The sequence below is a fragment of the uncultured Shewanella sp. genome, from assembly GCF_947495455.1.
In the GTDB taxonomy this organism is placed as follows: domain Bacteria; phylum Pseudomonadota; class Gammaproteobacteria; order Enterobacterales; family Shewanellaceae; genus Shewanella.
On sequence record NZ_CANLZC010000007.1, the window covers coordinates 21,931 to 34,163 of the forward strand.

General features: G+C 38.7%; 11 protein-coding genes. 6 read left to right on the plus strand and 5 right to left on the minus strand.

Annotation, left to right across the window (positions count from 1 at the left end; all coding sequences use genetic code 11):
- Window position 1 precedes the first annotated feature (1 nt).
- Both phoR and Q0791_RS03565 read left to right on the plus strand, forming a co-directional pair.
- Window positions 2-1,309: a phosphate regulon sensor histidine kinase PhoR gene (gene phoR, locus Q0791_RS03560; RefSeq protein WP_299002757.1), complete on the plus strand. Its 1,308-nt coding sequence runs from the start codon at window positions 2-4 to the stop codon at window positions 1,307-1,309.
- A gap of 112 nt (window positions 1,310-1,421) precedes the next feature.
- Window positions 1,422-2,393 carry a phosphate ABC transporter substrate-binding protein PstS family protein gene (locus Q0791_RS03565; RefSeq protein ID WP_299002759.1) on the plus strand — a complete coding sequence of 324 codons (972 nt, stop codon included), beginning with the start codon at window positions 1,422-1,424 and terminating at the stop codon, window positions 2,391-2,393.
- Between the two features lie 2,151 nt (window positions 2,394-4,544).
- Here the strand turns inward: Q0791_RS03565 and Q0791_RS03570 are convergent.
- Both Q0791_RS03570 and Q0791_RS03575 read right to left on the minus strand, forming a co-directional pair.
- The gene (locus Q0791_RS03570; RefSeq protein WP_299002762.1) at window positions 4,545-5,027 is read right to left on the minus strand and encodes a glutathione peroxidase; all 483 of its coding nucleotides are present in this window, start codon (window positions 5,025-5,027) and stop codon (window positions 4,545-4,547) included.
- A 240-nt stretch (window positions 5,028-5,267) separates the two neighbouring features.
- Window positions 5,268-6,653 carry a methyltransferase domain-containing protein gene (locus Q0791_RS03575; protein WP_299002765.1) on the minus strand — a complete coding sequence of 462 codons (1,386 nt, stop codon included), beginning with the start codon at window positions 6,651-6,653 and terminating at the stop codon, window positions 5,268-5,270.
- Between the two features lie 232 nt (window positions 6,654-6,885).
- On the opposite strand from Q0791_RS03575, the gene Q0791_RS03580 reads away from it, so the two are divergent.
- Window positions 6,886-7,449, plus strand: a complete 564-nt coding sequence (locus Q0791_RS03580) for an alkylphosphonate utilization protein (protein WP_299002766.1) — start codon at window positions 6,886-6,888, stop codon at window positions 7,447-7,449.
- Between the two features lie 56 nt (window positions 7,450-7,505).
- Window positions 7,506-7,958, plus strand: coding sequence for a YaiI/YqxD family protein (locus Q0791_RS03585; protein ID WP_299002769.1), 453 nt, complete (start codon window positions 7,506-7,508; stop codon window positions 7,956-7,958).
- A gap of 57 nt (window positions 7,959-8,015) precedes the next feature.
- Here Q0791_RS03585 and Q0791_RS03590 read toward each other — a convergent pair whose 3' ends face one another.
- A complete protein-coding gene (locus Q0791_RS03590; RefSeq protein WP_299002772.1) occupies window positions 8,016-9,278 on the minus strand; it encodes a dicarboxylate/amino acid:cation symporter in 1,263 nt (420 codons plus the stop codon).
- Window positions 9,279-9,626: 348 nt separating this feature from the next.
- Between Q0791_RS03590 and Q0791_RS03595 the strand changes: the two genes are divergently transcribed.
- The gene (locus tag Q0791_RS03595; RefSeq protein ID WP_299002773.1) at window positions 9,627-10,238 is read left to right on the plus strand and encodes a fumarylacetoacetate hydrolase family protein; all 612 of its coding nucleotides are present in this window, start codon (window positions 9,627-9,629) and stop codon (window positions 10,236-10,238) included.
- Window positions 10,239-10,253: 15 nt separating this feature from the next.
- On the opposite strand, the gene Q0791_RS03600 is transcribed toward Q0791_RS03595, so the two are convergent.
- Complete coding sequence (locus Q0791_RS03600) at window positions 10,254-10,952, minus strand: tRNA (adenine(22)-N(1))-methyltransferase TrmK (protein WP_299002775.1); 699 nt, start codon at window positions 10,950-10,952, stop codon at window positions 10,254-10,256.
- A 110-nt stretch (window positions 10,953-11,062) separates the two neighbouring features.
- Entirely contained in the window at window positions 11,063-11,290 is a 228-nt protein-coding gene (locus Q0791_RS03605) for a hypothetical protein (RefSeq protein ID WP_299002777.1), read from the minus strand.
- A gap of 211 nt (window positions 11,291-11,501) precedes the next feature.
- On the opposite strand from Q0791_RS03605, the gene Q0791_RS03610 reads away from it, so the two are divergent.
- Entirely contained in the window at window positions 11,502-12,230 is a 729-nt protein-coding gene (locus Q0791_RS03610; RefSeq protein ID WP_299002779.1) for a cytochrome b/b6 domain-containing protein, read from the plus strand.
- The last annotated feature ends 3 nt before the right edge of the window (window positions 12,231-12,233 follow it).

Here is a 12,233-nt window from a genome sequence, read left to right on the forward strand (position 1 = left end):
TATGCTTGACTCCTACTCTGGTTCACGTTTATTTTTGCGTTTGATTTTTTTTCTATTTTTTTGTTTTTCTCTCGGCCTATTATTCGGTCGAGTGATTGAAATCGTGATGTTGGGTAGTATTGGGTTATTATTCTGGCATTATCATCAGATCTCTAGGTTAAATTATTGGTTATGGCACGATAGGCGATTGACGCCTCCTAATGGTAGAGGAAGTTGGGAAGGTGTTTTCAATGGTATTTATCGATTACAGGGAAAAAATAGAAAGCGTATTTCTCAATTAGCGTATATTTTAGGGCGTTTTAGACAAGGTGCTGAAGCATTGCCCGATGCTGCGGTGGTGTTAGATTCTGAATATAATATTTTATGGTGTAATCAGTTGGCGCGTTTGTTGCTGGGTTTCGTTTGGCCTCAAGATAGTGGGCAGCGTATTGACAACCTTCTTCGTCATCCGGACTTTTCTTTATATTTAAAAAAAGGTGAATATGCTGAACCTTTTGAGCTTGCTGCCCCGTTATCGGAAAATGGCGTACTTGAAATTAGAATAATGCCTTATGGTACGGGTCAATACCTTTTTATTGCAAGAGATATTACCCATGTTAGACACCTTGAAGGGATGAGAAAAGACTTTGTGGCCAATGTGTCCCATGAGTTGAAGACACCGTTAACCGTATTGCAAGGGTATCTTGAAATGATGCAGGGTATGGCTGAACCCGACTCGCCCAATATGAAGGCCATGGTTCAAATGCAACAGCAAACGACTCGAATGAAATCTATGGTTGAGCAATTATTGGTACTTTCTCGCATTGAAGATGCCAGTAATATTGATTTAGAGCAAACAATCAATATGTCTGCACTGTTTAACTTATTGGTTGAGGAAGCGAAAGCGCTTTCCCAAGGCCAATATCAATTACACTTTTTCTGTGAGGAGAAATGCGACGTTCATGGTGACGAAGTACAATTAAGAAGCGCTTGTTCTAATTTGATTTCTAATGCTATTCGGTACACGCCAGAAGGTGGCGTGATAGAGATAAGTTGGAAGCATACTCCAGCAGGAGGTGTTTTTAGTGTAAAGGATACGGGAGAAGGTATAGCGATACAGCATCTTGGTCGACTGACCGAGCGTTTTTATCGTGTCGATAGTGCAAGATCCAGAGGCAGTGGTGGAACAGGTTTAGGTTTAGCCATTACTAAGCATGCATTGAGCCATCATCAAAGTGAATTGAATATTGTCAGTGAACTGGGTAAAGGGAGTACATTCAGCTTTGTTATCCCTCAACATTTATTAGAAATGAGCCCTATAGCGGTATAAGTTAAAAAAGCTTGGTTTGTCATCATAGTGTCACTTAGTTGTCATAGACTTGTCACGGTCGCAATCGATACTGACTGCATTGAAATAATTAAGCTGAATATTGGAGCAAGAAATGAGACTGAAACAGCTGATCAGCGCAGTGGGTTTGACTGTAGCAAGTGTGTTTTCTATCGGCGTGATGGCATCTATTGATCCCAATTTACCGATTTATACTAAAACAAGTGGCGTGTCAGGGAACTTATCATCGGTTGGTTCAGATACCTTGGCAAATATGATGACATTATGGGCTGAAGAATTTCGTGAACTCTACCCAAATGTCAATATACAAATACAAGCTGCAGGCTCTTCTACTGCACCGCCAGCACTAACAGAAGGGACTTCTCAGTTTGGACCTATGAGCCGCAAAATGAAGCCCAACGAAATCGAGGCATTTGAAAAGCATTACGGCTATAAACCGACTCGGATCCGCGTGGCTATTGATGCATTAGCGGTTTTTGTACACAAAGATAATCCGATTGAAGGTTTAAGTATTGAGCAAATCGATGATATTTTTTCTGCTACTTATAAGTGTGGTGGTCAAGATGTGGATCGTTGGGGGGATTTAGGTTTAACAGGTCGTTGGGCGGCGAAAGATATTCAGCTATATGGTCGAAATTCTGTATCGGGTACTTATGGCTATTTCAAGAAAAGAGCCTTGTGTAAAGGAGACTTTAAAGCCAATGTGAATGAGCAACCTGGCTCTGCATCAGTAGTACAATCTGTTTCTCAATCTTTGAATGCCATTGGTTATTCGGGTATTGGCTATAAAACTGCGGGTGTGAAAGCGGTTGCTATATCAAAGAAAGGCACTAATTATATCGATGCTTCAGCGGAAAATGCGGCAAAAGGGATCTACCCACTATCTCGGTACTTATATGTTTATGTCAACAAAGCGCCCAATAAAGAATTAGCACCAATGGATCGTGAGTTTATTCGCTTTATTTTATCAAAACAAGGCCAAAAGATTGTTGAAAAAGACGGATATGTGGCTTTACCTCGCGGTGTGATTGCGAAAGATTTAGCGAAAGCAGGTATTCGCTTGTAATATTAGTTACATTTAGAAAAGGCCTCCTTATGGTGATGGTGGCTTTTTTGTTAGGGATGCATAAAAAATGGCAACGCTCCAAGGAGGGTTGCCATACAATAACAGTCGTTTCAGGAAAATCAGAACAAGGTTAAACTGGATATTACGCTAGCCGTATCACATTGTTGCTTGTTCATTGTCACTTTCCATATTGACCATAGTAAGTAAAAGTCAGCACAAAATATGCTTCAATAGGGAGATGATAAATGATGAAACCATTCAAAAATAATCGCTTCATAGTATCAGAGCGTTGAAATGCACATAAGTTCCATTCTTTTTCAAAAAAGATTGAAAAAATGGCGAGAGAGCATGAAAAAAAGCAAATAAAATGGAACGTAACACTGCACTGGAGATAGCGAAAAAAATGGCAACGCTCTAAAGAGGGTTGCCATACAACAACAGTCGTTTCAGGAAAATCAGAACAAGATTAAACTGGATATTACGCTAGCCGTATCACATTGTTGCTTGTTCATTGTCACTTTCCATATTGACCATAATAAGTAAAAGTCAGCACAAAATATGCTTCAATAGGGAGATGATAAATGATGAAACCATTCAAAAATAATCGCTTCATAGTATCAGAGCGTTGAAATGCACATAAGTTCCATGCTTTTTCAAAAAAGAGCAAATAAAATGGAACGTAACACTGCACTGGAGATAGCGAAAAAAATGGCAACGCTCTAAAGAGGGTTGCCATACAATAACAGTCGTTTCAGGAAAATCAGAACAAGGTTAAACTGGATATTACGCTAGCCGTATCACATTGTTGCTTGTTCATTGTCACTTTCCATATTGACCCTAGTAAGTAAAAGTCAGCACAAAATATGCTTCAATAGGGAGATGATAAATGATGAAACCATTCAAAAATAATCGCTTCATAGTATCAGAGCGTTAAAATGCACATAAGTTCCATTCTTTTTCAAAAAAGATTGAAAAAATGGCGAGAGAGCGTGAGAAAAAGAGTGAAAAAAGAGCAAATAAAATAGAGCATAACAGTGTTCTTGAAACAGCGAAAAAAATGGCAACGCTCTAAAGAGGGTTGCCATACAATAACAGTCGTTTCAGGAAAATCAGAACAAGGTTAAACTGGATATTACGCTAGCCGTATCACATTGTTGCTTGTTCATTGTCACTTTCCATATTGACCCTAGTAAATAAAAGTCAGCACAAAATATGCTTCAATAGGGAGATGATAAATGATGAAACCATTCAAAAATAATCGCTTCATAGTATCAGAGCGTTGAAATGCACATAAGTTCAATGCTTTTTAAAAAAGAATGAAAAAATGACGAGAAAGTGTGACCGAATTCAGTTGATCATGTCAGAAGGTGCAAAGAGAATAAAGACACATTGGTTATTTGGTTTTGCTATCAGTGAGTGATGATTTTTGTTTTCAGGGTTTCTATATTGAAAAGTTGACTGAGGATGGCGTTTTTGGACTTCTGATTGGAAAGTGCCGCCATAAAATGAGACGTTAGATAGAAAATGCACATAAAAAATGGCAACCCTCAAAAGAGTGTTGCCAACAAGAATCGTTAAATGAAAAATGTAAACAATAACAACATATTCAATACCTCAGTATTGCTTGTAACAAAAACAGATTATGGGGTTCATGCTGCGCTAGTTGAGCATGAGTACATAATTTTTTGCTACAGAGCCCTAACGATAATAGTGTTGGCCTGATGTATTGAAGTGATGCTTTTGTTCATTGTCATTTTCCATATTGACCCTAGTAAGTAAAAGTCAGCACAAAATATGCTTCAATAGGGAGATGATAAATGATGAAACCATTCAAAAATAATCGCTTCATAATATCAGAGCGTTAAAATGCACATAAGTTCCATTCTTTTTTAAAAAAGTACAAAAAATTTTTGAACGCTAGTGATAAAAGTAAGGGCTTTTCTTGTCATAGGAATAGGTACAAAAAAGGCAACTACCTTGATGAAATCAAGTGTTGCCTTTTGATCAATTTATTGATCAATGGGGTTTATTAGAAACCCCAAGGGAGAATGATGAACATTAAAAAACATGCTCAATCAATTAGAGTGGCGTTTTTACTAATAGTTCAACATTTATCAATAAAAAAATAAATCTATGTATTGATTAAATTATCTATAAGAGCTCAAGGATTTTATTTTCCAAATCTTCCGGTTTGGTGGTAGGTGAGTATCGCTTGATGACATGGCCATGCTTATCAACGAGAAATTTAGTGAAATTCCATTTGATATTTTCAGAGCCTAACACGCCTTTTGCAGATTTTTTTAAGAATTGATAGAGAGGGTGACTTTGCTTGCCATTGACATCTATTTTTTGAAATAAAGGAAAGGAGACACCAAAATTGACTTCGCAAAAAGCGCTGATTTCTTCATTATTGCCCTTCTCTTGTTGGCCGAACTGGTTACAAGGAAAACCTAGAATGATGAGATCTTTCGATTGATACTTTCTATACAGTGCTTCTAGCGCCTTATATTGGGGAGTGAAGCCACATTGACTTGCTGTATTGACAATCAAAAGTACTTTATTTTCATATTGTTTGAAATCGATTCGAGTCCCTTTTATATCGACAGCAGAAAATTGATAAATAGATTCCGACATAGATTTGTCCTTTTTATACTGTGTGTCTGAATGTTGACTGAGCATTATCGGGATCGCAATTCAAAGCTTTGCTTAAAAGGCTTTTATTCCTGCAGGATCCCGCATCTTGAAGTATCACGGATCGACATCAGCTGGTACCGTAATCCTTTTTTTACTTTAGCGGTATTTTAGATTGTGCACAACTTATTTTCTGTGCAGGAGAAAATCAGGGGGCTGTGATCCAGTCCCCTGTTGGAATCATTATCGATTTTTGGTCATCTTAGCGACAAACATGCCATCACTATTGGCTTCAAATGGCCATATCGTCAGCATTTTGTGTTGTTCATGAGTAAATGGATGTGTGAGGGTATCAAGACTGTACTCAGGGTTGGTTTGTAAAAATGCCTTTACAACGTCTTCATTTTCTATCGATGACAGAGAGCAAGTGGCGTAGATTAATTTTCCCCCCACTTTTACAGCTTTAGCGCTACGATTTAAAATATCCGTTTGTAAAAGCGCTTTTTGGGTAACCGCTGCGCTCTGACTGATCCAACGCAGATCGGGATTTCGTCGCCATGTACCGATACAGCTGCATGGTGCATCAACCAAAACACCATCGAAACTATTCGCTTTTACAGGTAACTCATTATTTATCCAAGCCTGAGTTTTAATGCCTTTATATTTGGCTCGTTTTGCACGTTTATTTAATTCTTCTAAGGCCTTATGTCGAATATCTGATGCAATTATTTTTCCGCTGCTTTGAGGATCTTGTTGTAACATTATTGAGCGGAGTTGTAAGCTTTTTCCTCCAGCACCAGAGCAAGCGTCCCACCAGTGCTCATTGGGCTTAGGGGCACATATATGACCAATGACTTGTGAAGCCAAATCTTGTATTTCTAATTGCCCTTGTTTATAGAGTGCGAGCCCGTTGAGATTAATATTTTTGTGGCCTAAATGAATACTGTCCGTAAAAGGGGAGTCAGCCTTAGCCTCTATGTCAGCTCTTTGTAATAATTCTAGTGCTTTTTGTGTGCTTATATTTTGTGCTCTTCCCCAAATGGGAGGCCGAGAACTGAAAGCCTCAATGAGTAACGTTTCATTTTCTTTAGTAAAAATGCCCATGTTTCTAGCCCAATCTGGGACTAAATCAAGTAAGGGAAAGTCTAAACTGGTGAGCTGCTTAAGTAAGGCTTGCTTAGCTTGATGTGAGTGCAAGTCAATATGATCAGTTTTAAGTCTCTCGTTAGTGAAGGATTGCTCCGTATCGAGATAAGGCAAAAATAAAGATACATTCACAGGGCTAAGTTTGGCGAACTGGAGCCATGATTCGATAATGTTATGCCAGCTGTGTTTTTCAAATAAACCAACGAGGCTCAGTTGAACATACCAGTTAAGCGCATCATTTTCTTGTATTTGTATTTTTTTTATCCAGCCCCACCAACGAAACAAGGCAAATAAGGTTTCTCTAATGACTTTTCTATCTTTAGAACCGTGCTTTTTATTGTCTCTGAAATACCGAGCTAAGACACGGTCGGCTGGTGATTCTGTGGTGATAATTTCATTAAAAAGAGAGTGCAGTGTATGACTATAACTGAGCGCACGTTTTTGCAAAGGTGTGAGCGCCTGAATATTGAGGGGGGTATCCATGAATAAGAGCCTAGATCTAAATGCTGACGGGAATGACGAGCATGGATTAACATTGAAAAGGATTATACCTCTAAATGGTTTGAGAGTGGTAGTTCACACCGATGAAAGCAGGGTTAAGTAAAAATAATGCCCTCAAAAAGTGATATGAAGGACTTTGTGTTTCGCGTATTTCAAGTTTTTTAATGATGGGATACAATGCAGCGAAATTTTATACGGATAATCGAAAAGAGTTATGACAACTGAATTACGTCAACGTTGTGAGAACAAATGTGAGCTGTGCGGTGCAGGTACAGAATTAGTGGTATTTGAGTTACCTTATTCAGGTGCACATCATGACAATGAATTGATGGTTTGTCATACGTGTCATGAGCAAATTATGGCGCCAGATAAAATGGATGTGAATCATTGGCGATGCTTAAATGACAGCATGTGGAGTACTGTTCCGGCCGTGCAAGTGATGGCTGCGAGAATGTTGAAGCGTTTAGAGTTTGAGAGTTGGGCTCAAGATCTAACGGATATGCTTTATTTAGAGGATGATTTACAAGCCTGGGTGGATGCAGAAACTGTTAATACACAAGAGCAGGTGGCCTCCACAGTGGATAGTAACGGCGCTATTTTAGAGGCGGGTGATAATGTTGTGATCATTAAAGATCTGAATGTAAAAGGTACCAGCTTTGTCGCTAAGAGAGGGACCACAGTGCGTAATATTTCGCTGACAAATAACCCTGAACATATTGAGGGGCGTGTTAATGGAACCCGTATTGTTATTTTGACATGCTTCGTCAAAAAATCATGATTTAAATGGGTAAAGCCAACCTAATAAGTTGGCGTTTTTTAACGACGGAGAAAGTGATGAAAATTTGGGTCGATGCCGATGCTTGTCCTAGTGTGATTAAAGAGATCCTGTTCAGGGCGGCTGATAGAACGCAAACAGTGACAACATTTATTGCCAATCATACTATTCGAATCCCCCCTTCCGCTTTTATTAAAATGATCACTGTATCGTCAGGTTTTGATGTTGCAGATGATGAAATCGTTAAGCGATTGTCGCCTCAAGATTTAGTGATAACAGCCGATATTCCACTGGCCTCTGAGGTGATAGATAAAGGTGCGGTTGCACTGAATCCAAGAGGAGAGCTTTATACCCACCATAATATTAAAGGGATTTTAAATATGCGTGATTTTATGGATACTATGCGTTCAAGTGGTGTGCAAACGGGAGGACCGTCTGCTATGACTCAAGCTCAGAGGCAGGCTTTTTCTAATCAGCTAGATAAAATATTAACCGCTAATCAGAAAAAATAAAAACGCCTAGATCTGGCATAGGCGTTTTTATCATTCTGCTTTTTTAATATTAGAAGATTAAGCTTCAGCATTCAGTTGTGGATTGGCTTCTCGTTGTTCAGGTGTTTTCTCTGAGTGATCAACAATACTGACAACGGCAGAATCACCGACAACGTTAGTACTGGTACAGAACATATCAATAATACGATCTAATGCGGCAACGAGGGCGATGGCTTCAATAGGCAATCCAAGTTGATGAATAAGTACACCAATCATCACGATACCACCACCTGGTACACCGCCAGCGCCAACAGAGAGTAAAAATACGCTAAAGGCAAGTACGGGTAGTTGATTTACTGTGATGGGATGACCAAAAGCATTTCCCACAAAGAAAGCTGCTACGGTAATATAAATTGCCACACCACTCATGTTCATTGTGGCTCCCATGGGAACACCAAAACCTGCAATACTGGGTTTAACACCTAGCTTTTCAGTTAAGGTACGCATAGTGACAGGGATAGTGGCGTTTGAACTGGCCGTTGATAAAGCAAATAAGAATTGCTCACGGGTTCTACGGCGAAATTGAGAAGCGGTAATGTTGGTTGTTAACCCAACAATAATGGGGTAAACCACTAAGGCCCATAAAGCCAGTAGAGCAACGATTAATGCCATGTAGCTAAAGACACTGATGAAAGCATCTGGTTTAAAGGTTGCTCCCAGTTTTACCATTAGCGCAAAGACACCGATAGGGGCAATACTCATCACTACGGTGATCATTTTTAGCATGACTTTATTGGCATGCTGAAAGAAAATAACCACAGGTTTGACTTCATCACCTAGTGATTTGATTATACCGCCTGTGAGTAAAGCCATGAAGATGACTTGAAGCATATTGCCTTCGTAAAAGGCTTTGACTGGATTGCTGGGAATAATATTGACTATCATGTCTATGAAGCCAGGTAATTCTGTTGCGGTAAGCTTGGCATCTTTAGCACCCGATAACACCATGCCTGCGCCTGGTTCTAACCAAAGTGCAAAGGCGATAGCGACAACAATTGCTATCATAGTATTGACTAAATATAAAGCGAAGGTTTTACTGCCAAGACGACCAAAGGACTTTAAATCTTGTAACTCACTGACTCCTGTAACAATACTAAAAAAGACGAGGGGAACGACGAGCATCATGATTAATTGAACAAACATACTGCCTGCACCAGATGCAATATGAATTAGAGTATCACTTGCAAAACTACTGTCAGGAAAACCATATTGAATAATAGTGCCTATTATCAGGCCGGAAAATAATCCGATAAAAATGCGTGATGATAATGATTTGAACATGAGTTTTATGCCTTCAATTATGTTGTTTATCTCTTTCCATAGAGGTCGTTTCCATTTTTAATGCTAAAAATACTCTTCGATATTTTCGTTATTAGCAAGTCTCTTTAATGATATTCAGCTAAAAAACAGGATGAAAATGATAAAATCGTCTTTTTATTTTATTTTTGTTGCAGTAATGTTTTAAATTGTTTGATTTAGTTGTTCTTAAGGGTTGCATTTTTTTCATTTGTAATCAAGTTATTGTTTGATTAACATTTTTGCCTATAAAAAGCGCGTATCAATGTTAGACTTTAGTCTTGATTAGGCTTTTTTCTATCAATTTTACTTGAACATACTAAGGACACAGTTGTGCATTCTATAAAAGTCGATGAACAAGCGATCCAACCCTCTAAAATTGTGTGTGTGGGGCGCAATTATGTGGAGCATATAAAAGAATTGAATAATGATGTGCCGAACGACTTGGTTATTTTTATTAAGCCTAATTCTGCGATATCGACGCGATTAAAAGCTTACCATACCGAAGCTTTACATTATGAAACAGAGCTCTGTTTTCTTTATCAAGGGGGGCGTTTTTCAGCGGTTGGAGTGGGACTTGATTTAACCAAAAGAGCATTGCAAAGCCAGTTAAAGCAAAAAGGATTACCCTGGGAAAAAGCAAAGGCGTTTGATGGATCCGTTGTTTTCAGTGATTTTGTCTCAATAGATTCAGTTGACCCTTCTTTATCTTTTTCGCTGTCTATTGATAATGAAGTCATTCAACAAGGTGATATTGCGCTAATGATCCACTCGCCTCAGGCTATTTTGGCGGATATTTTAAGTTTCATGTCCTTAGAAGATGGCGACATAGTGATGACGGGAACACCAAAAGGGGTAGGGCAATTAAAGCCAAAGAGCCATTATTGTGCCGAGGTGATGTTAAATGGTGATACCTTATTGACACAAGAGTGGTTGGCTGAATGACGAGCATGTTAACGACTAAGCATATGACTTAAGTTGCGCCAATAGTGCTTGATAAGCTTGAATGGGCTGACTGTGTGCTTGCTGATTTCCTTTAGCAATATTCTCATAATGAGCGATTGTTTTTATTAAGTAGTCTTGATGTGTTTTTAAGCTCAGATCCCACATTTTGTTGCCGACTGATGTTATGGGGTCCGTTGCTTGTGTTGAGACATGTATGATTTCGTAAAAGCGGTGATTATCTTGTATTAAAGATTCATCAATTAAGCCTAATTGCAGTTGCTTCAATCTTTGCCTTACCTTAAATTGATGATGAACAGGACAGATCAAAAACTCTAAAGGGATCTTGGAGTGTAACTGAAGCAAGTTTTCAATAATTTCAAGCGTGAGTTCGCCTCCGACACCTGCGATAATAATGAGTTGAGCTTGTGAACTGGGCTCTAGTGGAAGGCTTTTGGCGTTTAAACAGTGAGTGTGCCATTGGGTTGATATTGTTGCTTGATTTTTAGGGGCGAGCTGTGAGTAAAATCGCTTTAATTTGTCCTCTAAGTTTGCCATTACATGTGGCACAGTATCAACAAAATGGACATGGGAGGCTGCTTGCTTATCGAGCAAAGCTGCGCCGAGTAAGCCGTGATCGCAACAACAATCCCAAATATGGGCATATTGTCGAGTTATCATTTGATTAATTTGGTGTAATCGTGGATTTAGCTTCAAAAAATGACTCAACTTTTATTAATGGAATTTTATCAATGGCGAACTTTTTTCTATGGAGAGTGCGTCAATGGAAAGTGCTGTAATGCATTATTGGGTTGGATTCTTAAGTATTAAATGATTTGCTCCATATCAAGCTCAAGATCGGTACATCCTTTTTTGCAATAAATCCCCGATACAGCTGTAGATGGATCTGTTTTGGGTAATTTCAGTAATAAGCTTTGTCCGCATTTTTTACAAGGTACTGTTTGTCCTTTGAAAACCCGTTTGATCAAATTTTTTTGTTCATTATAGGATTGTGTCGTGGTTTGATTAATGCGCGTAAAATCCACTTGTGCCATCGTTTGCTGCCTTTACTGCTCTTGTAATGATTTTGATCTGAGTCAATTACAATCTTTAAGATAAGCATCATTATACCTAAATCCAGTTTCATCTAACAAGTCAGTCGACGTCGATAGGCTTCTCGATGAGTGAGTTTTCTCGATTTTGTTGTGTTTAGCAAGTAAGATGTTCGCCGAAAATAAAAAGCGGTATTTCGTATAGGAAAATAATATGAATATTGAGCCACAAAGCCAGTCTACTGTACCTGTTTGGGATTTACCCAGTCGAATATTCCATTGGGTTAATTTATTTCTGGTGCTTTTGCTATTGTTTGTTGGTTTTATCATGTTGTTTAAACCTGAATTAGGGATCACAGGATTAGCCGCCAAAATTAAGTTAAAGGAATTACATATCATCATAGGTTATGGATTTACTATTAACCTTAGCTTACGAATATGCTGGGGCTTTATGGGGAACAAATTTGCCAGATGGAGTGCGTTATCGCTTAAAAAAGGAGAGGTTAAGGACTATGTTAAGATGATGAATCATCCTGATGCTCCGCAATACTTAGGCCATAATCCTCTTGGAAAAGTAATGATTATATTTATTTTGTTGACCTTAAGTATTATTGCTCTTACAGGTCTTATTCGAGCGGGAACCGATGTTTATTATCCCCCTTTTGGTGGCATGACTCAGCAATTTATTGCTCAAGAGAATACCGAACCTTCATCGATTAAACCTTATGACAAAACGGGAGTCGATGAGACCAAGGCTGCTTTGCTCAGCCCATATAAGAAACTCGCGGGGATTATACATTTATACAGTGTGTATTTTTTGATGCTGCTTATTTTTCTTCATGTTTTGGGTGTGATTTGGGCGGAAATCACCCATCAGCCTGGCATTGTATCGGCAATGATTTCAGGTAATAAATCCATTAAATTAACAGATAAGTCGCGATAACGT